At 37.4% G+C, this 22,103-nt stretch carries 16 protein-coding genes; 13 read left to right on the top strand and 3 right to left on the bottom strand.

Translation table 11 applies throughout. The features are described 5' to 3' along the window. Positions 1-26: 26 nt before the first annotated feature. Positions 27-284 carry a hypothetical protein gene (locus tag JKP34_RS08545; RefSeq protein WP_201919773.1) on the bottom strand — a complete coding sequence of 86 codons (258 nt, stop codon included), beginning with the start codon at positions 282-284 and terminating at the stop codon, positions 27-29. 138 nt (positions 285-422) lie between these two features. Continuing rightward, positions 423-1,016 carry a hypothetical protein gene (locus JKP34_RS08540; RefSeq protein WP_201919771.1) on the bottom strand — a complete coding sequence of 198 codons (594 nt, stop codon included), beginning with the start codon at positions 1,014-1,016 and terminating at the stop codon, positions 423-425. Between the two features lie 160 nt (positions 1,017-1,176). On the opposite strand from JKP34_RS08540, the gene dinB reads away from it, so the two are divergent. The 11 genes from dinB to JKP34_RS08485 all read left to right on the top strand — a co-directional run bounded on the left by dinB (position 1,177) and on the right by JKP34_RS08485 (position 18,079). Continuing rightward, positions 1,177-2,394, top strand: coding sequence for a DNA polymerase IV (dinB, locus tag JKP34_RS08535; RefSeq protein WP_201921506.1), 1,218 nt, complete (start codon positions 1,177-1,179; stop codon positions 2,392-2,394). 64 nt (positions 2,395-2,458) lie between these two features. Next, positions 2,459-2,806: a four helix bundle protein gene (locus tag JKP34_RS08530; protein WP_201919769.1), complete on the top strand. Its 348-nt coding sequence runs from the start codon at positions 2,459-2,461 to the stop codon at positions 2,804-2,806. Between the two features lie 126 nt (positions 2,807-2,932). Continuing rightward, the gene (locus tag JKP34_RS08525; protein ID WP_201919767.1) at positions 2,933-5,944 is read left to right on the top strand and encodes a DNA polymerase III subunit alpha; all 3,012 of its coding nucleotides are present in this window, start codon (positions 2,933-2,935) and stop codon (positions 5,942-5,944) included. A 120-nt stretch (positions 5,945-6,064) separates the two neighbouring features. Then, on the top strand, positions 6,065-6,994 hold the full coding sequence (locus JKP34_RS08520; RefSeq protein ID WP_201919765.1) for a hypothetical protein: 930 nt from the start codon (positions 6,065-6,067) through the stop codon (positions 6,992-6,994). Between the two features lie 55 nt (positions 6,995-7,049). Continuing rightward, positions 7,050-7,838 (top strand): hypothetical protein, encoded by a 789-nt coding sequence (locus JKP34_RS08515; protein ID WP_201919763.1) that lies wholly within the window; start codon positions 7,050-7,052, stop codon positions 7,836-7,838. A 477-nt stretch (positions 7,839-8,315) separates the two neighbouring features. Further along, on the top strand, positions 8,316-9,233 hold the full coding sequence (locus JKP34_RS08510) for an AraC family transcriptional regulator (RefSeq protein WP_201919762.1): 918 nt from the start codon (positions 8,316-8,318) through the stop codon (positions 9,231-9,233). Positions 9,234-9,365: 132 nt separating this feature from the next. Then, on the top strand, positions 9,366-10,670 hold the full coding sequence (locus tag JKP34_RS08505; RefSeq protein ID WP_201919760.1) for a PKD domain-containing protein: 1,305 nt from the start codon (positions 9,366-9,368) through the stop codon (positions 10,668-10,670). A 157-nt stretch (positions 10,671-10,827) separates the two neighbouring features. Next, entirely contained in the window at positions 10,828-11,325 is a 498-nt protein-coding gene (locus JKP34_RS08500; RefSeq protein ID WP_201919757.1) for a DinB family protein, read from the top strand. Positions 11,326-11,450: 125 nt separating this feature from the next. After that, positions 11,451-12,941: a S10 family peptidase gene (locus JKP34_RS08495; protein WP_394368672.1), complete on the top strand. Its 1,491-nt coding sequence runs from the start codon at positions 11,451-11,453 to the stop codon at positions 12,939-12,941. Positions 12,942-13,012: 71 nt separating this feature from the next. After that, positions 13,013-16,342, top strand: coding sequence for a chemotaxis protein CheB (locus JKP34_RS08490; RefSeq protein ID WP_201919753.1), 3,330 nt, complete (start codon positions 13,013-13,015; stop codon positions 16,340-16,342). Positions 16,343-16,411: 69 nt separating this feature from the next. Then, positions 16,412-18,079, top strand: a complete 1,668-nt coding sequence (locus JKP34_RS08485) for a PAS domain-containing hybrid sensor histidine kinase/response regulator (protein WP_201919751.1) — start codon at positions 16,412-16,414, stop codon at positions 18,077-18,079. Positions 18,080-18,091: 12 nt separating this feature from the next. On the opposite strand, the gene JKP34_RS08480 is transcribed toward JKP34_RS08485, so the two are convergent. Beyond that, on the bottom strand, positions 18,092-19,447 hold the full coding sequence (locus tag JKP34_RS08480; protein ID WP_201919749.1) for an alanine/glycine:cation symporter family protein: 1,356 nt from the start codon (positions 19,445-19,447) through the stop codon (positions 18,092-18,094). Between the two features lie 135 nt (positions 19,448-19,582). Here JKP34_RS08480 and JKP34_RS08475 point away from each other — a divergent pair, with 135 nt between their 5' ends. Together JKP34_RS08475 and menD are read left to right on the top strand one after the other, a co-directional pair. After that, on the top strand, positions 19,583-20,401 hold the full coding sequence (locus tag JKP34_RS08475) for a DUF3108 domain-containing protein (protein WP_201919747.1): 819 nt from the start codon (positions 19,583-19,585) through the stop codon (positions 20,399-20,401). 12 nt (positions 20,402-20,413) lie between these two features. Beyond that, on the top strand, positions 20,414-22,102 hold the full coding sequence (gene menD / locus JKP34_RS08470) for a 2-succinyl-5-enolpyruvyl-6-hydroxy-3-cyclohexene-1-carboxylic-acid synthase (RefSeq protein ID WP_201919745.1): 1,689 nt from the start codon (positions 20,414-20,416) through the stop codon (positions 22,100-22,102). Position 22,103: the final 1 nt, after the last annotated feature.

Here is a 22,103-nt window from a genome sequence, read left to right as displayed (position 1 = left end):
ACAAGGGTTAAAGATAATAGCTAGATTTAATTATCTCTAAAAATCATCATGTTCTCTTTTCGGTAATTACTGCTGATCAAGTTGTAGATGGAAGCTCTACCCAGCATCGTGTTATCGGCATGAGTGAAAGTATTTTCAATCCTACTCACAACACTTTTTAACGTATCCTTCGGATCTACCAACGTATAACCATACCAGCTATGGCCTGTAGTTTCTTCAGCTACCTGAAAGCGCACCTGGCATCTTCCTGAGTTTAATCGTTTACTTGATAGTTTAATTTTCATTTCTACTAATTTTAGTAATACACTAATTAAAATAGTGTTTATACTGATAAAAATAGTAATTTAAACTAAAAACCACAAGCAGAATACTAATTTATTTAGTATTACAACCTTAATGTCGCTAATATTTATAGTGAGAGGTTATTTTTTGAAACCAAACCTCAGATGAGGTATAATGAACAAGCTATGATCAAAATAATTTTCCGAACCATCGAAATAGAAGCCATAACCAACCCCTAGCCCTAATTCGAAATCGAAAAGTTTACCTAAATTTCTGCGCATTCCAAAAGTGGGCACAATAGTAATAGTATGATCGGCATCTATTAAATTCTTATTCATACTACTCAACACAACCCACTTCGGACTATAGGAAGTTCTTAAACCGATGTAATTACCTGCATTAAAGGCAATACTTTTACCTTTAGCACTGCGCTTTTTTAAATTATAATACCACTTGGGCTCTGCCGAGAAGTTTAATAAGGTAAAGAAGTCACTTGTATTTTCTCTTGTTGCACCTCCCGAGCTGAAGAAAGCGTTGGTAAAGCCTGCCTCACCTCTAATCGCTATAGATGGTGTCAACTTGTGTTCCTGATAATAAAGTAATTCAAGTCCATTAGTTTGAATACCCCAGAATTTATCACGCACTGAACCTGTAGTACTATCGGTACTATTAATCTGTGCCTGTAGTTGGAATAAAGTGATAAAAGTAAAAACTAAGATAAGAAGCTTCTTCATTTGGATGATAGTTTATTTTAAAGGTTCATAAATATAAATACGTTTGTAATTAAAAAACCAGCCGATACAATCTTTTTTTTAGTAAACCTTATGATAAAAAACTATTTACTAATATTTTTAGTTTATACTATTATTATTAGTAATTAGATACTAGCTTTGTATTGTGGCAGAACGAACTATACTTCACCTGGATTTAGACACCTTTTTCGTGTCGTGCGAACGCTTACTCGATAGCAAGCTGGAGGGTAAACCGATCCTCATTGGCGGCACTACCGACAGAGGTGTAGTAGCTTCATGCAGCTATGAAGCACGCACCTTCGGGATTCACTCAGCCATGCCCATGAAACTGGCTCGGCAGCTATGCCCTGAAGCCATCATCATAAGGGGAAATTCAGCCAACTACACCCAAAAGTCGGAAGAGGTAACCAACATCATCAAAGAACATGTGCCGCTTTATGAAAAGACTTCTATTGATGAGTTTTATGCCGACTTCTCCGGTATGGATCGCTTTATGAACAGTCTAAAGTTAGCTTCGGAAATCAGGCAGAAAATTATCAACGAAACAGGGCTTCCTATCTCCTTCGGGATGTCAAAAAATAAGACAGTCTCAAAAGTAGCTACGGGCGAAGCCAAGCCAAATAATCAAATCTTCGTTGATTATGGAACAGAAAAGCCTTTCCTGGCACCTCTATCAGTAAAGAAAATCCCCATGATAGGTGAAAAAACCTTCCAGATGCTCAACAACCTCGGCATCCGTAAGGTGCAAACCATACAGGAGATGCCCGTAGAGATGTTGAAAAAAGCTTTTGGTAAGAACGGGCGTACCATCTGGCAGAAAGCCAACGGCATAGACAACACGCCTGTCATCCCCTATTCAGAGCGGAAGTCTATCTCCACAGAACGCACCTTCGATAAGGATACCATTGATGTAGAAAAGCTCAAGGCTATCTTATTAGCAATGGCAGAAAACCTGGCTTTTCAGCTGCGCAGAGGCGAAAAGCTTACTGCCTGCGTCACCGTGAAAGTACGCTACTCAGATTTCAACACTTACACTTTACAATCGAGGCTTCCTTACACCTCTGCCGATCATATTCTGATTCCGAAGGTATTGGAGCTTTTCAACAGAATTTACCAAAAGCGACTATTGGTACGCTTAATAGGTGTGCGTTTTAGTCATTTGGTAAGCGGTGGTTATCAGATCAACCTATTCGAAGATTCAGAAGAAGTAATCAATCTCTACCAGGCAATGGATAAAATAAGAGATAAACATGGAGATAGAGCCGTATTGCGCGCAGCAGGCATAGAAGCCAGAACCATCAGCAGATTTAACCCTTTCCGAGGCGAGCCTCCACCATTGTTAGCCAACAGACGCAGCTAGCTTTCAGCATAGCTGTAAGTTGTGAGCTTCTGGTTACGAGTAAGAAACACCTAAAATAAAATCAATGAAGAATTTCAAGAAATTAAAAGTATGGCAGAATGGGATGCAGATTGTATTTACAATGTATAAGCTTACTAAACTTTTTCCATCTGAAGAAAAATTCGGACTAACCAGCCAAATGAATAGAGCCGCTGTATCTATTCCTTCCAACATATCAGAAGGAAGCAGTCGTGATAGTTCAAAAGAGCATAAGTATTTTCTCCAAATAGCATTAGGTTCTTGTTTTGAGTTAGAAACACAAGTATTAATAGCTGAAGAACTTAAACTTGGAGAAAAGGTAATACTTGAACAGTTGAAAAAATTGATCAATGAAGAGCAAAAGATGTTGATGAGTTTCATTTCAAAGCTGTAGACTTTGAAGGCCATGAGCTGCGAGCCTCGAGCTAATCATGGAAGATCAAAGCCCGTAGCTAGTAGCTCGAAACTCACAGCTCTTTCCTAATTACTCATTGTTCATTACTAATTACACAATTGCTAATTGTTCCTCAACTGTCACTCATATTATAGCTTTAAGTACGGCACGGTGAACCCAGAAGACCTGATCAACTGGGCGAAGGAGCACCATATTACCAAGTTAGCACTGACTGACATCAACTCAACGGCTGGCTGCCTGAAGTTTATTCGGCTGGCGCAGGAAGCCAACATCACACCTGCAGTAGGTATAGATTTCAGGAATGGAAATGAGCAGCTTTATGTGGGCATTGCCAAGAATAATGAAGGCTTCAAAGAACTAAATGACTTTCTCTCCATACACCTGCATGACAAACTTGATCTTCCAACGGAGGCTCCAAAGTTTAAAAATACTTTCATCATCTATCCGCTTCAGAAAGCTCCTGAACGCAAACTCTACAAACATGAATTTATCGGTGTACATCCGAAAGAGCTAAACAAGCTGATACGCTCACCATGGAAACAGCAACCAAAAAAGTTAGTCGTTTTGGCTACCGCCACTTTCCGCACCAAGCGCGACTTCAACGCGCACCGCTTGCTGCGTGCTATTGATAAAAACACATTGCTCAGTAAGTTACCAAAGAATGAAGAAGGCAACCCTGAAGACACCTATCGTTTACCAAGGCAGCTCGAGAAGAAGTTCAAAAATCACATATTCCTGCTGGAGAACACCGAAAAGCTATTACAACAATGCAGCATCTATTTCGACTTTAGCGGAAAATCCATCCAAAACCTGAGCACTTATACGGGTTCCGAATTTCGCGATTATTACCTACTGCGCAGACTCTGCCTACGAGGACTCAAATATCGCTATCCCGATTACGATTTCAGCATATTGCGTAGGCTGGTGAAGGAGTTGCAAATCATCAGGCAAAAGAAATTTGTAGCCTACTTCCTCATCAACTGTAAAATTGTGAGCTATGCGCGCTACAAAGGTTATTTCTATGTGGGCCGTGGCAGTGGCGCCAACAGCATGGTGGCTTACCTCATCCGTATTACCGATGTAGACCCGGTAGACCTTGATCTCTACTTCGAGCGTTTTATCAACTTATACAGAGAAAACCCACCTGATTTTGACATCGACTTTTCATCGTATGAGCGTGAGGACATTACCCGATTCATCTTCGAATACTTCAGTAAAAAATCTCCTGGCGGGATCTCACTACTGGCCAGCTACAGTACTTTTAAATACAGAGCGGCCGTGCGCGAACTCGGTAAAGTGTTTGGATTACCTCCTCATGAAATTGATAAAATTGCCGAAGGGGGTGCGCCAAGCGATAAGCTTTCTGCTATGGTGCTACATTATAGCAGCTACATTGCAGGTTTTCCGAGCCATCTCTCTGTTCATGCGGGTGGCATTTTGATGGCTGACAAGCCAATTCACTATTTTACAGCTACCAGTCTGCCGCCCAAAGGTTTTCCTACCACTCACTTTGATATGCATGAGGCCGAAGATGTAGGGCTCTACAAATTCGATATTTTAGGGCAACGTGGACTGGGAAAAATCAAAGACACACTCACTTTGGTACGTAAAAATCAGCCAGCCGAGCCCCCCATCGACATACACAACTTTCATATGCTGAAGCAGGACCCACACATTAAAAAGCTACTGCGTGAGGCCAATGCCATTGGTTGTTTTTATGTGGAGTCGCCCGCTATGCGGATGTTGTTGCGCAAGTTGGAAGCTGAAGATTACCTAAGTCTGGTAGCAGCCAGCTCCATCATCAGACCCGGAGTGGCTAAATCAGGTATGATGCGTGAATATATTCTCCGTTTCAGGCAGCCTGAAAGACGCAAAGATGCTCATCCTGTATTGTGGAATATTATGCCAGATACTTTCGGAGTGATGGTTTACCAGGAAGATGTAATTAAAGTAGCGCACTATTTTGCAGGGCTCGATTTAGGCGAAGCCGATGCGCTCCGCAGGGGAATGTCCGGCAAATTCCGCTCCAAGGCGGAGTTTGAGCGGGTGAAGATGCGCTATTTCGAGAACTGTAAAAAGAAAGGCCATGATGATGCGCTGGCAGCTGAAGTATGGCGACAGATAGAAAGCTTTGCCGGCTATGCCTTTGCCAAAGGTCACTCCGCCTCTTATGCGGTAGAAAGTTATCAGAGCCTGTATTTGAAAGCTTATTATCCGCTGGAATACATGGTAGCAGTGCTCAATAATGGCGGAGGTTTTTACAGAAAAGAGCTTTATGTGCATGAGGCACGCATGCATGGCGCACAGATAGAAGCTCCTTGTGTGAATAAAAGTGAAGCCCTTTGTGTGATTGAAGGCAATACCATCTATCTGGCGCTGGGCATGGTAAAAGACTTAGAAGACCGGGTGATTTTTGAATTGCTACAAGCTCGCAAATTTGGCGACTTTAAAGGATTGCAGGATTTTGTGAATCGGGTAGCCGTATCTTTAGAACAACTGCTGATTCTCATTCGTATAGGTGCTTTTCGTTTTACAGGAGAGAATAAAAAGGCTTTGTTGTGGGAAGCCCATTTTCTGCTGGGTCATTCCAAAAAGAGCAAGCCTACACGCGGACTCTTTGAGGTAGAAGCCAAACGCTTTAAGCTGCCCGACCTGAATATCTTCGCTCATGAGGATTCCTTTGAGGAAATAGAATTGATTGGCTTTCCACTATGCAACCCTTTTGAGTTGCTTAAGGAACCTCCTCAACACTATCTGAAGACTGCCGATTTCTCTCGCTTCTTAAACCAACAGATGACCATTTATGGTTACCTGGTGGCTATTAAGAATACGGGGACCAGCAATGGCGGGCGCATGAATTTCGGTACCTTCATTGATATTGACGGCTACTTTATTGATACCGTGCATTTCCCTCCTTCTGCTATGCGCTACCCTTTCAGGGGCAAAGGCATTTACAAACTGACTGGCAAGGTGGTGGAAGAATTCGGTTTCTACTCTATGGAAGTAGCAATGATGGAAAAATGTGCCTTTATAGATGACCCTCGCTATACCGATGATGTGGCCCGACTGAAAGTAGTTGAGATTGACTACAAAGGAGGCGGCAGAAGGAAGCTTTGAGGTTTGGGAGGAATGGTTAACTTTAGGGGTAATTGATTATATAATAAATATATTAATTTTAGTATTACTTATAAGTAATTAATGATTGCCCTAAGAGGGCATCACTTAAAAGCCTTAAAAATGAAAAAACTACTATTCGTTTTAATTTTTAGTCCCTTCCTTTTACAAGCTCAATACTTTAGTGGACAAATAACCTATAAAACTACTATTAAACTCAAGAATGATAGCATGGAGATAGAAGATATTATTGCATTTATCAATGGAGACTCAGCTATCTATCAAATTACTGAAAAACATTACAAATCTTCATATTACAATAATGGTCAGTATACCTATTCATATACTTATAATGACGACACCTATCGTATGTATGATGATTATGCGGATAAGCCATATATAACTTTTAGAGACTCAAGAAAAGGAAATACTACATTTTATAGCTCCGCTGTTTACAAAGACAGCACACTCAATATTTTAGGGCATCCCTGCTATTTAGTTAAATATTCTTCGGACTACGGGAATAGCAAAACCTATTATTCTGATGATATCAAGGTTAATTCTCAAGATTTCCAAGGACACGAGGTAGGCAATTGGTATAAAAAACTCAAAGAAGTAAATGGTGCAATAGCAATAAAAACCATCACCGAACATGATGATTACATTGAAATTCGAGAGGCAGTAAAGATTGAAGAACTGGAGTTCTCAGATTCAACGTTTAATTTACCGGAAAAACCAATAACGGTAGCGTTTTCAACCCTCGATAAAGAAGTAGAATTAAAAAATCCATCGAAGGAATCCATTAACTGCTATCAACAAAAAGTCGCGGAAGCTTCTAAAAATGGAGGTGAAAGCTACATAATTTACTTGGATTTTGTATTAGATAAAAATGGTGCTATTCAATATATTCATCCTGTTGATAAGTATGATGAAGCTCTAGTAGAAGTTGCAAAAGATATTCTTAAAAATTGTGGAGTTGAATTCATTCCAGGAGAACTAAATGGAGAAACAGTGAGTTCTGAGATGTTTTTTCCTGTAGGATTTCTAAGATAAATTAACAAAAAAACTCTTAATTAATACATACCTTTAAAAATATTAGAATAAGCTTTTGATCAAGTTTATAAATTACTTTCTTATTTTTCTTCTTGTTTTAACCTTAACAATAACAACTCAGGTTGGAGGGATTATACTATTACTGAGTTTATGGATAAGCAAGAGATGGAAGCAAACTTTCAGGTTTAAAAAACTTATCATCTTCTTAAGCATTTACGTGGTCTCCACTTTCGCTGTCGTTCCATTTTTAGCACCTTATTTTGACAGAGAAAAAATTGAAGCTTCCGATAATCTAAAGTCGGGTAGCTTTATGACTGTATTAATGAATAGAAACTATGTGAATCCCGAGTTAAATACTTTGCTCAAACAAATCTCCATAAACACACCAATTGTCTTTCTTGATGCAAACTTTCCTTTTTTCGATGGCTTCCCATTGTTACCGCATTTAAGTCATAATGATGGCCGCAAGGTTGATCTTAGCTTTATTTATAAAAATGAGAACGGAGAACTCATTGCTGCTACAAAATCTGTCAGTGGGTATGGTGTATTTGAAAATCCAGATGATGATGAGTTCAACCAAACAAACTTCTGTAAAGAAAATGGCTATTTCCAATACGATTACCCTAAATACCTCACCTTTGGAACAAAGAATAAGTATTTGACATTTTCAAAAGAGGGCACCGCAAACCTAATTAGAGAAATTGTTGGCTATAATTCAGTTGAAAAAGTCTTTATTGAGCCTCATTTGGTAAAACGAATGAATTTAAGAAGCGATAAAATCAGGTTTCATGGTTGTAGGGCTGTAAGGCATGATGATCATATTCATGTTCAGGTAAATAATTGAAACTTCCCATAGTATATTGGCCACTTATGAATCACTCCACTTAGCTTTTCATTATCACTTTTTGACCAGAAAATAAAACTTAAAAAGGTCTAAATCTTAAATAAAGATTAAACTTCTATCGGTAATTCCCTTTTTCACCATCACCCAGGAAGGATCTTATTTCTACTAAAGCCATTTCGTAGTTTCACATCAGATCCCTTCGGGATGACATAATCTAGCAGCTTCAAAAGTTGAAGTTACTAAAGGTCTGACGCTTTTAGCATACTGACCTTTACATTGTAAGTACCTCGAAGAGGTCAGACAAGGATATTACTAAGTAAAATAGTCGTGCCGGAAGCATCTACATGAAAATAACATAATAAATAACCAAAATATGGAAAAAGATCCCTGCGGGATAACCATTCTGTACCTGATAATTTCATAATTTAAGGTCATCCACTAGATATCTATCTGCTTTTTCCTGTAATGTACGAAATCATGCCCTCATCCAACAACTCACTCGAAACCGATTACAAAAGCAGAATAAACAGAGTTTTTCAGTTTATTGATGAAAACCTGGATGGAGACTTATCATTAAACAAAGTGGCTGAAGTTGCCTACTTCTCTCCTTTTCACTTTCACAGAATCTTCAAGTTCATCACTAAAGAAACCTTGAATGAGTACATAAACAGGAGAAAAATAGAACAATCAGCCATTGACTTATTGCACAAAAACATATCGACCACTAGCGTTGCCCACAAATACGGATTCAGCGATATTTCTTCCTACTCCAGGGCTTTTAAGAAATTCTATGGATTAAGTCCTACTGCCTTTAAAGAAGAGAACCCAAACAAGTTTAGCAAGATTCGTCAACTGGAGAGCAAGAATGGACAAGCCTACCCTGATCAGGAAAAATACCTTTGCCTCATTACTAATCTCAAAAACTGGATAGCAATGAATGCAAAAATTGAAATCAAAGAAATGCCAAAAATGGATTTGGCTTATGTAACATGTTTTGGCCCTCAAAATATGCCGAATGCCTACCAAAATTTGATCAAGTGGGCCACTCCTAAAGGCTTAATTAATGAGCAAACCAAAATGGTAACCGTTTATCATGACAGCTTTAAAATTACCGAAGCTGATAAAGTTAGAATGAGTGCTTCCATTTTGTTAAATAAATCTATTGAAACCTCAGGGGAAGTTGGGCTTCTAACCATTGAAGCAGGAAAGTTTATTGTTGGCAGTTTTGAAATTGGCTTAGATGAATATGAGAAATCGTGGACAGGGCTTTTCCTCTGGATGAATGAAAATGGTTTTAAGAAAGCTGAAGGAAATCCATTCGAATTATACCACAACAACTTCAACGATCATCCTGAAAAGAAAGCTATTGTAGATTTTCATATTCCTATTGAATAAAAGTAGCTGGTGGTTACCAGCTACTTTTAGAAATTTAATATCAATAATTACTCTAACAGTTTATATTTCTTCTTTCTCTGGTTACCTTCGCGGCCGAATACAACAAATTTTAAATCCGAAAAAATCTTTTACATGTTTAAAAAATCCATTTACTATTTAGCTATCTTATTTAGTTCAGTATTTTTCCTCTCTTGCTCGGAAGAAGATCCAAACCCTGAAGAACTAGAAGTTGATTTTGAGATCACTCTAGACAAAGAAACTGCTCCAGCCCAAGTAACTATTACAAATAACACTACTGGAGCAACTTCTTATGAGTGGGATTTTACCGGTGGTGATCCTGTAAGCTCTACAAAGCAAAATCCTGAGACAATCACTTATTCAGAAGCTGGTGATTATACCATTATATTAGACGCATCTAATGGCTCAGGAAGTAAAAAAGTGTCAAAAAATTTCAGCTTGTCTGCTGCATTAACCGCTGACTTCGAGATATCTTTAAGCAGTGAGTCTGCACCTGCAGAAGTGAATATCACTAATAATTCTACAGGCGCAAGTACTTATAACTGGACATTTGAAGGCGCTGACCCAGCTAATTCTACAGAAGAAACTCCGGCTGCTATTTACTATGCCAACAAAGGTGAGTACACTATAAATCTAGAAGTTTCAAACGGAACTGATACAGAAACACTAAGCAAAACTTTTAGCTTAAGTGAGCAATTAACAGCTGATTTTGAAATAAGCGTTAATAGTGACCAAGCACCTGCAGAAGTAACTATTACTAATAACTCTACTGGTGCAACCTCATATAACTGGACATTTACCGGAGGTGATCCGGCCAGCTCAACGAATGAAAACCCTTCAGTAGTAAATTATGCAGAAAACGGAGAGTATACTATTGAACTAGCTGTTTCAAATGGAACCGAAACTATCAGCAATACTAAAGTTTTTACTTTACAAACAACTGAAATTACAACTTATCAAAATATTACATTGGGAGGAGTTGATGTTGAATCTACAGTAGGTTCAGTCTTCTCAACAACAAGTGGTACAGTTATAAAAAGTGGAAACATCACTGCAGAGAATGGCGCAAGTATTGACATTCCATTTATTCAAATTTCTGGACTAAGGTTTTTTGAAACCCCGCAAGATGTTAGCGGCTGGGGTTTAACTGAAATCCCAAATGCCACAGAAACTAAATTCATCAACTATATGGAAAGCAGCTCAATAAACTTTACTGTTGAGACTTTTGACGCTATGACTGATGATTCTTCATTAAGAGATTTAACAATTGAGGCTGATAACGAAAGTTTCCCAACAGGTGGTTTACCAAGAATCGTACTATTTGAAAACGCTCAAGGTAAAAAAGGAGCAATTAAAATAACTGATATAGTTAGTGGGCCTTCAGGTTCTATTACATTTGATTTGAAAGTACAGAAATAATTACAAGAGCGTACTGCCTATATTGGTGGTACGCTTTTTTTTAAAAAGCTATCAAAATTGGTCAAAATCACAACCCTTTTAGAAGGTTGATATAGAATGTTTCAAATTCTCACCTCTAAACTTCAACTAACAAAACATTTTCTCTTATACTTGGAAGATGAACTCTTCGAATCAAAACTATATCGACTTTGCTCAGTACAATATCTGGGCAAATAACAGAATCATTGAAAAACTGTCCTCATTAGCTGATGAACAGCTCAATCAAACCATTGAAGCGAGTTTTCCTTCCATCATGAAAACAGTCGCGCACCTGTGGTCTGCTGAAATGGGCTGGCTCAACAGAATGCAAAGCAATGGCTGGAATACAGATGTTATCAAGAATTTCTCAGGAAGTACTCAGGATATGTTTATTGGCTGGCAACAAACCTCTCAAAGTTTTAAAGAATTCGTTATCAAAAATGATCTGGAACAATTGTTACAGTTCGATCATAAAGGAAAGCATTATGAAATTCCCTTCAGAGAAATAGCTCAAACGGTTTTTACCCACGGTAATTACCACCGCGGACAATTAGTTATGATGCTTCGTCAGCTCGGCATTACAGATATTCCGCAAACTGACTATATAGAATGGGTTAGGCAGCAAGCCCATGATTGATTAGTAATATCTTAACCAGACAAAAGAAGTTTTATCTTATAACCTCCTTCTCAACCCCCTATCCCTTCATTAAAAATCAATAAAGTTTGTAACTTAGAAATCCACACTCAGATAATCAAAATATGATGAAAAATATCGGATTAGTAGTTTTAGTTACATTTCTTTCAACATTTAATGCACTCAGTCAAAACAGAGAAATTGCAGTGGACACTACAGTGGTCACCTCCCACAGCACTACCATCAATGGCAGTAAAATAACGTATAGTGCAACTACGGGCACACAACCTGTTTGGGATGAAAAGGGCGAACCAACTGCCACGCTTTTCTATACTTATTATAAAAGAACTGATGTAGAAAACACCGCTAATCGGCCCTTATTGATATCTTTTAATGGTGGGCCGGGCTCTGCTTCAGTTTGGATGCATGTAGCTTACACGGGGCCTAAAATTCTAAATATTGATGACGAGGGCTATCCCATACAACCTTATGGTACTAAAGAAAATCCTTATTCAGTTTTAGATGTAGCCGATATAGTTTTCGTAAACCCCGTAAACACTGCCTATTCAAGAACTATCCCTGCCACGGGTAAAGAAGTTGAAAAAGAAAAATTCTTTGGCGTAAATGCTGATATTGACTACCTGGCTGAATGGTTAAACACTTTTGTAACGAGAACGCAAAGATGGAATTCCCCTAAATTTTTGATTGGGGAAAGCTATGGTGGCACCAGGGTTTCGGGCTTAGCTTTAGCACTTCAGGAAAAACAATGGATGTATCTTAACGGGGTGATTTTGGTTTCACCAGCTGACTATAAAGCCATGAACTCTGATAGTCCTTTATCAACGGCTATAAACTTCCCCTATTTTACAGCTGCTGCCTGGCACCATGGTGTATTGCCAGAGGCACTTCAAAATAAAGATTTGTTAGAAATACTTCCTGAATCAGAGGAGTTTGCTATTAATACTTTAATGCCTGCATTAGCTAAAGGAGGATTTTTTTCACAAGAGGACAAAGAAAAGCTAGCTGAAAAAATGGCTTACTATTCCGGATTATCAACAAGTTCTATTTTACAGCATAACCTTGATGTGCCAACTAGCTTCTTCTGGAAAGAACTTTTAAGAGACAAAAAAGGATATACCATTGGCAGGCTTGATTCTCGTTATTTAGGTATTGACCGCATTGAAGCGGGAAGTTCTCCTGACTACAGCCCGGAACTGACTTCATGGTTACACGCTTTTACCCCAGCTATCAATTCTTACATTCGCGAGGAATTGAACTTCCAGACCGATATCAAATACAATATGTTTGGCCCGGTACGACCTTGGAGCTTTGAGAACAACAATACAAGAGAAGATTTAAGACAAGCCATGGCTGAAAATCCTTATTTAAACGTAATGTTTCAAACTGGCTATTATGATGGAGGTACCACCTACTTTAATTCAAAGTATACCATGTGGCAGATTGATCCGAGCGGCAAAATGCAGAGCCGCTTGAGCTTTAAAGGCTATAGAAGTGGGCACATGATGTACCTACGAAAAGATGACCTCAAAACAGCTAATGAAGATTTAAGAGATTTCATCATAAATAGCCTTCCGAAAGGTAAGCCAGCGAAATATTGAGTTTCAAAAGAGAACAGTATAAGTATTATCGACCCTAACGATCAACAAGTTAATTTTTAGCTCTGAAAAGAATGGACCACAAAGAGAAAAACGAAAATAAAGAAACAAATATTGATAATACGCAATCCAGACCTATACCTGTAATTGGCATTGGTGCTTCGGCAGGCGGTCTTCAGGCACTAGAGAAGTTTTTCCGAAGTATGCCTACAGATTTAGGTGCTGCTTTTGTAATAGTGCAACATCTTGATCCGGATCATGAAAGCATTTTATCTGAGCTGATCGGTAAATATACCAAGATGGAGGTAATCCAAATAGTGGATAAAACGGAAATTGAACCTGACCACGTATATATCATTCCTCCCGCGAAAGTATTAGAGTTAAGAAATAATGTACTTCATCTTAAAGCACAGCAAGAGCCTAGAAGTATACGCTTACCTATTGATGATTTCTTCAGGTCCCTCGCGAAGGATAAGAAGGATCATGCCATAGCTGTAATCTTATCCGGTACCGGCACAGACGGAACCTTAGGAATCAGAGAAATAAAGTCTGCAAATGGTGTAGTATTCGCTCAGTCACCTGAAGATGCCAAATTCGATGGAATGCCGAATAGTGCTATATCCTCAGGCATGGTAGATTTCATATTGGATGCCGATAAAATCTTAATAGAATTAAAAAATTATTTAAAATATTTAACTGATTTAAATAGTAATCAGGACCTATCGGATATTTATAGCTTCAATACATTTAATAAGATTTTTAGTCTCCTGTATGAAAAAACAGGCCATGACTTCTCTAATTATAAGGCTAACACCATTGTCCGCAGAATAGAGCGGAGAATGAATATTTTAAAAACGCTGAAGATTGAAGAGTACCTTGAAAAATTAAAGAAGAATAATGACGAAGTAAAAGTGCTTTTTGAAGATCTTTTAATCGGGGTAACAAGCTTCTTTAGAGATCAGGAGGTTTTTAGTTTCTTATCTAAAGAAATAATACCTCAACTATTTGAGCAGGCCCAGGAAGATAAACATATTCGACTTTGGATTACAGCTTGTTCAACCGGAGAAGAAGCATATTCTATAGCCATACTATTAAAAGAGCATATCCAGAAATATAATCTTAACGAGTATTCTGTTCAGATTTTTGCCACGGATTTAGATAAAAGGGCAGTGGAAAAAGCAAGACAGGGTACTTATCCCGATAATATTACTACTGATCTATCTCCACATTTATTAAAAAAATACTTCACGGCTCATGAAAAAACTATTACGGTTAACAAATCCATAAGGGATATGATAGTATTTGCTGAGCAAAGCTTAATTAAGGATCCACCTTTTTCGAAAGTAGATTTCATTAGCTGTAGAAATTTATTGATTTATATGAATAGCCAGCTTCAGGAGGAAGTGATTACGAGTTTTCACTACAGCCTTAAAGAAGATGGATTTTTACTATTAGGTGCTTCAGAAACATTAGGTAAAAAAAGTGAATCATTTGAGGTTATTGACAAGAAAAATAAGTTTTACCAGAAGAAACCTCAGAAGAGCTTACATGCTCATTCTAATTTGTTTACAAACAGATCGCCAATAATAGAGCAGGTACAGTCCAAATCCAGATCTTACACACCTAAAGCAGAATCTTCTTTAGGAGACATTATTCAGCATCAAATTTTAGAACACTTTACTCCTGCAGCGGTACTGATTAATAAAGAGTTGGAAATACTTTATTTAAAAGGTGACACTTCCAAATACTTATCTCCTGTTCAAGGGGTTGCCAATATGAATATTGTAGAAATGGCAAAGCCCGATCTAAAGGTGAAGCTGCGTTTGGCCATTAGCAAAGTAAAAGGCGATAAATTACAAGCTTACGAAGAAACGATTCAGTTAAAAAAGGATAAGAGTTACAGCATAATTAACTTACATGTCCTTAATCTTGAAAAAGAAAAAAAAGACCCTAATCTATTTCTGGTTGTATTTGAAGATGTTAAGGAAGTCGAAATAAAATCCGATGACAAAAAAGCTTCACGACATGAGGATATAGATTACATTAAAACACTGGAAAATGAATTAAGACAAAATAAGGAGTATTTGCAGGCCGTGATTGAGGAAGCAGAAACTGCAAATGAAGAAATAAAAGCTACCAACGAAGAACTACAATCATCTAACGAAGAGCTCCAAAGTACTAATGAAGAGTTGGAAACTTCGAAAGAAGAGCTACAATCAATAAATGAAGAGCTAACTACTTTAAACACCGAATATCAAAATAAAATTGAAGAGCTTTCTGAAACTAACAATGACATCAGCAATATATTAGCCAACACAGAAATAGCTATTATATTTTTAGACCTGAACCTACGCATCAAGAAATTCACACCTAAAACGACCGAAATCATTGGTTTAATTGAGGGTGATATTAATAGGCCTATTGAAAACTTTGTGACCAAGCTAAATTATCCTGATTTCATTGAAGACATGAAGCATGTAATCAATACACTTAATACGGTAGAAAAAGATATTGATAGCAAAGACAAACACTATTTATCGAAGATTAAACCCTATAGAACACTTGACAATGTAGTAACCGGTTTAGTACTAACCTTTATAGATATAACGAAAATTAAAAGCGTACAGAATGATCTTAACAAAACTTTACAAAAGTTAAAATTTCATACAGAAAACACTCCGCTGGCAGTAATTGAATTTAACAGTAGTTTTGAAATAACTTATTGGTCAGAAAAAGCCAAAGACCTATTCGGATGGAGCAAAGAAGAAGTTTTGGGTAAAACCAGCGATGATTTCTCCTGGTTACACAATGATGATCTAGAACTTTCTGAAAAACTCAATAAAGAACTTCAGGAAAGAAAAAAAGACAACGTGCATGTCAGTACTAAAAATTACAAAAAAGATGGCTCTATCATTTTTTGTGAATGGTACTCCTCAGCTTTATTTAATGAATCCAACGAACTGATCTCTGTTCATGCTTTTGTGCTAGATAAAACTGAAAGCGAAGAGAATTTAGCTAGATTAAAGGAAAGCGAATTGAAATATCATAACCTATTCGATAACTCTCCTGACTCCATTATTCTTCACGATTTAAAAATGGACATAATTGATGCTAATGCTAAAGCCATTGATGAGTTTGGTTATAGTAAGCCGGAGATTTTAGAGCTTAGTGTGTTTGATTTACACCCTAAAATTGAGCAGCCTCATTCAGAAGAAGTATTAGAACAAGTCAAAAAATCTGATTCGGAAGACCCCTTAAAAGTAATTGGTAAATTTCAGCGCAAGGATAAAAGCATATTCACAGCAGAGGCTCAGCCAATAAAATGCACTTATCTAGGTAAAGACATTATTCAGGTAATTATTAAAAATTTATCAAATGATGATAGCATCACCATGGATAGTTGATAGCTTTCAATCAAATTATTAACTTTAGAAAGTTTGCATCCTTACTTTACAAAATAAATCAGTATTTAAATGGACCGTAATATAGATTTCAAAAAATTAAGGAAAGAAGCAGAACAATTAGCCGAAAGGCAAGAAAAAGACATTTCAACTTTATCTGAAAAAGAAACCTCTGAGTTAATTCACGAATTGAATGTTCATCAGATTGAGCTTAAAATGCAAAATGATGAATTGCTCAGATTTCAGGAAGAATTAGAGGCAGAAAAACAAAAATACAGTGACTTATTCAACCATGCTCCAATTGGTTATTTAAGCCTGGATGAAGATCACAAAATTATTAGAGTGAATGAACTGATGGCTGAAATGCTTAGCCGCCCAAAGTCTGATATTCTGGATAGACCATTTACTGATTTTATTCACTGGGATGATAAGGATGCTTTTTATTTATTCATGGTTCACTTTCGCAATGAACAAGTGAATAGATGTAGTCAAATTAGGCTTAATACTAAAGATGATGTGATTTACGTCAACATTGATGCCAGCAGACTTGATAAATCTAGTCATAACTTAGCCATTACAGACGTTACAGATTTAATAAAAGCACAGAAAAAAGCTCAAGAGAGCAATGAGTTAAAATCAGCTTTTCTCTCTAACATGAGTCATGAAATAAGAACGCCCCTAAATGCCATTTTAGGATTTTCAAGTTTACTAAGAAACAAAAATTTAAGTGAGTCTAGCCAAGATGATTACCTAAGAAATATCAAGCAATCTGGAGAAAGATTACTCAGGTTAATTTCTGATATTATAGATACCTCTAAAATTGAATCTAATCAAATTTCAATTATTAAGGAGAATTGTAATTTAAATATATTGATAGATGATGTAATTCAACAATGTTCGCTTTCACAGAGAAATTCTAAAGCTGAGATCAAAAGTATTAAAGGATTAGCTGATGAAGAGTCTCATATTATAACAGACTGTCATCGTCTTACTCAGATATTAATTAATTTATTGACAAATGCTTTAAAGTTCACAAAAGAAGGTGCTATCACCATAGCTTATGAACAGAAAGAAGATACATTACAATTTTATGTAAGAGATACTGGCATCGGTATTCCAGCAGACCAACAAGAAAATATTTTTAAAAGATTTTCACAAACAGATCAGAGTGGACGAAATGTAAAAGAAGGATCAGGCTTAGGACTTTCAATAGTGAAAGGCTTATTGAAACTTATGGAAGGCGAAATATGGGTAGAATCTGAATTAGGAAAGGGCAGCTGTTTTTACTTCTCAATACCTCATAATCCTACGGACACACCAACAAAAAATATTGCTTCAAAGACTCCATTAAATAAAAAATTCAAAGCCCTCCAAGATGCAGTTGTTTTGGTAGTTGAAGATAATGAAGTTAATCGATTCCTATTGGAAGCTTATTTGAAGGACCATATAGGTAAAATAATAGAAGCCTATAATGGCCAGGAAGCCATTGAACTTGTCAAATCTCATAATGATATTGATGTGGTTCTAATGGATATTAATATGCCTATTATGGACGGCTATGAGGCTGTTAAGCTTATCAAAGAATATAACAGCGATATCACTGTTATCGCTCAAACAGGTCACGCCATGGAAGCTGAAATACAAGAATTGAAGAAATCGGAATTTGATGATTACCTCATCAAACCTGTCGATGAATTTAAATTATTGGAAATGCTTAAAAAGTCAATTGATAGTAACTAATCTATAAATACTCTACAAATCCTTCTTAGCAAAATAGACCTTCGCAGCCTTCATCACTTTAGGCGCTAAGATCAAGGCTGAAATCATGGTTGGAAAAGCCATGACAGCATACATCCCATCTATCAAACCAATTACCGCACCCAAGGAAGTTACCGCTCCCCAAACTACCATCAATACATAGAAGTACTGATAATATCTTTCGTATTGCGCCCCAAAAAGGAAAGAGAAACACTTGCCACCATAATAGCTATAACTGAATAAGGAAGTGATTGCAAATACGACTAAGGCAATCATTAAAATAAACCTACCTCCTATTAAAGTGTCATCAAATGCTTTGATTGTTAAGGTTACGCCACTTATACCTTCCGTATGTTCTTGCCAAATGCCAGTAAGTAGAATGGCTAAAGCCGTCATCGTACAAACCACGATAGTATCAATTGCTGGTCCTAACATGGCTACCAAACCTTCGCGAATGGGTTCATTAGTTTTTGCTGCTCCATGTGCCATAGGTGCAGTACCTATTCCTGCTTCATTTGAGAAAGCAGCTCTTCTCGCACCGGCTATTATGATAGCTCCTACTGCTCCACCAAGAACCGACTTAGCAGTGAAGGCATCAGTAATGATTAAGACGAAATATTCAGGAACCAGCTCTCTATTAATAATTAGAATAGCAACTACTGCTATTACATATATCAGCACCATAAAAGGCACCATACTTCCGGCCACAGTACCTATTCTTTTAATCCCGCCAAACATTACCATAGCAACAATTCCAGCTAAAATAACTCCTATTACAAGTTTTACGGCAAAGGTCATTTCTACTCCCATTGGTATCAATAGTCCCTCTCCTATAGCAGCAGTTAATTGATTGGCCTGGAAACTAGGTACGGTTCCGAAAACTCCTGCCACACAAAATAGAACCGCTAAAGGATACCACTTTTTCCCAAGTCCTTCTCGTATCACATACATTGGGCCTCCCTGCAATCTGCCTAAGGAATCTTTACCTCTAAACATTACAGCTAGCGTGCATGTGAAGAATTTCGTAGCCATACCTACAAAAGCACTCACCCACATCCAAAAAATAGCACCTGGGCCGCCCATGGTAATGGCAACCGCTACTCCACTGATGTTACCCATACCTACAGTTGCAGCAAGTGCCGTGGACAAAGCCTGGTAATGACTGATGTCACCTTCACTTTTATCACCATCATATTTACCTCTTAAAATATTGATAGCATGACCGAAATAACGAAAAGGTAAGAACCTTGAATAAAGGAGGAAGAATAACCCACCGCCCATGAGTAGCACTAGTAAAGGTGTTCCCCACATGGCATTTCCGAAGCCAATTAATATATCTTTTAATGTCATTTGAAATTCTTAAACTGCTAATCTAATAAAGAATAAGTTGACCTCAGTACCAATTATATAATTATGAACAATAATACAGTTGAAAGATTAATAACTTCAATATTTGTTTAAGCGTTTCAGTATTCTATCAGCTATATGATTAAACTTTTTCTCAGCCTTATTTTCGCCTTTAGTGCTTCGGCATTATTTGCTCAACCAGATTGCATGCCTCAAACAAAAGCTTTCATAAGCGGAGAGCGTATACAATATGATGTAAAATACAATTGGGGATTGTTATGGGTAGATGCCGGTGAAGTGGTTTTTGCTGTTGAAGACACTGTTTTTAATGATAGACCCTCCTATTGGTTCAAAGGCTACGGCAGATCAAAACCCAAGTGGGATTGGGTTTATACTGTTCGAGATACTTTTGATGCAATAGGAACAAAAGGCACCTTATCTCCTCTTTACTTTAATAGAAAAACCAGTGAAGGCAGTTATAAAGTAGACAATTCTTATTGGTACTATCCAGAAAATAACTTCATCAAAGGTTCAGTTTGGAACTCTGATATTGAGAAAACTAAATCAGTAGGATTTCGGTATGACGAATGTGTTTGGGATTTGCTGAGTGCTGTTTATTATGCACGTAATTTAGATTACAGTCAGTACAGAGCTGGGGATAAAATTCCTTTTAATATGGTGATTGACGGCAAAGTCAACTATTTATTCATTCGTTTCCTTGGCAAAGAAGTGATGGAAATGCCTTCTGAGAAAAAGTATAGTACCATAAAATTCAGCGCCTTATTGGTTGATGGTACCATATTCGATGGTGGTGAAGATATGACTGTATGGGTATCTGATGATGAAAATAAAATACCTTTAAAAGTAGAAGCTAAAATTAAAGTAGGCTGGATAAAAGCATATTTAGTTGATACAAAAGGCTTGAAATATAATGACATTCAACCTTTAGCTGATTAAATTGCCGGCCGAATGGCACAAATTCATGTAAATACCGTAGCTGATATATGCGCGAAACAAGGTGTTGAGCGTGCAATCATTTCACCAGGTAGCAGAAACGCTCCTTTAACCATTGCATTTAACAGACATCCTGACATTAAATGCTATTCCATTTCTGATGAGCGAAGTGCCGCCTTTATTGCCTTGGGCATGGCTCAAAGCTCAGGTAAAACTATTGCTCTTATTTGTACTTCCGGATCTGCTGCTCTTAATTATGCTCCTGCTATTGCAGAAGCTTATTTCCAGCAAGTGCCTCTTTTAGTTTTGACCGCAGATCGCCCTCCCGAATGGATTGACCAATGGGATGGACAAACCATCAGGCAGCAAAATATTTATGGCAGGCATGTTAAGGCTAGTTTTCATTTACCGCTTATTGGCGAACATCCTAATGAAGCATGGCAAGCTTATAGGATTGTTAATGAGGCTTGTCTGCAGTCACAGTTTGATGAAAAAGGACCAGTACATGTTAATATTCCTTTTCGTGAGCCTTTCTATCCAACAAAAGATCATAGTTGGGAAGTTGATAAAAGCGCTCGGGTAATTAGCAAAGTTGCCGGACGAAAAGAATTACAAACTGAACAGATTGAAGAATTGAAAGCTACTTTTGATGGTAAAGATAAAGTTGCTTTTCTCCTGGGGCAGGATAATTATACACAGGAATTTTTAACCTCCTTAGATCAGGTTTCCGCCAGCTTACAAATCCCTATTTTGGCAGATGTTATCAGTAATGGACATCAACTAAAAAATGCTATAAAACATACTGATTCAGCAGGTATGTATTTAGCTAAACAAGCTCATCTTGAGTTTATTCCTGATTTAGTCATCAGTTTTGGAAGGAGCATTATATCAAAAAATCTAAAGCTCTTACTTAGAAACAACTCTATTGAACAGTGGCATGTGAATGAATTTAAGTCTGATATTTCTGATCCTTTTCAGTCATTAACTACAAGTATCACGGTAAATCCATTCAACTTTCTCTCCATGCTTAAAGACAGTCTCAAAAAAGATAAAGGCTTTTTGACAAAGTGGAAACAACTAAATGAGCAGCTTGATAAAAAGAAAAATGAATTTTTAATAGATCAATCATCTTTTAATGAGTTTAGCAGCTTGAAGACTGTAATAGACGCACTACCTCAAAATGCAGATATCCACCTGGCAAACAGCTTATCTGTCCGATACGTGAACTTTATTGGTCTGGAATCAGCCAATCATGTTTGGTGCAACAGGGGAACAAGCGGAATTGATGGATCAAACAGTACAGCCATTGGGCATGCCATAGCAGCCTCTGATAAGCAGCATGTACTCATAACAGGTGATGTTGCTTTCTTTTATGATAGAAATGCATTTTGGCATAAATACCTCTATCATAATTTAAAAATTGTACTCCTAAATAATAATGGAGGAAGCATTTTTAGGATGATTAACGGGCCAAGAGACCAGCCGGAGTTAGAGGAGTTCTTTGAAACCGAACAAAAGTTAGATGCTGCTTCATTGTCTCAGGAATTTGATATTGACTATTATCCTACAAACGACAGTGATAGCTTAGCACAAAACCTGTCTAAGTGGTTGGAAAGCAAAAACTGTAGCCTGCTTGAAATAAAATCAGATAGTAAAAACAACCAACAAATATTCGAATTATTTAAAAAACACATACAAAATTGAT

The organism is Marivirga atlantica (assembly GCF_016734805.1).
Classification (GTDB): domain Bacteria; phylum Bacteroidota; class Bacteroidia; order Cytophagales; family Cyclobacteriaceae; genus Marivirga; species Marivirga atlantica.
Note: the sequence above shows the minus strand (reverse complement) of the source record. Positions and strands in the feature narration are given on the sequence as shown.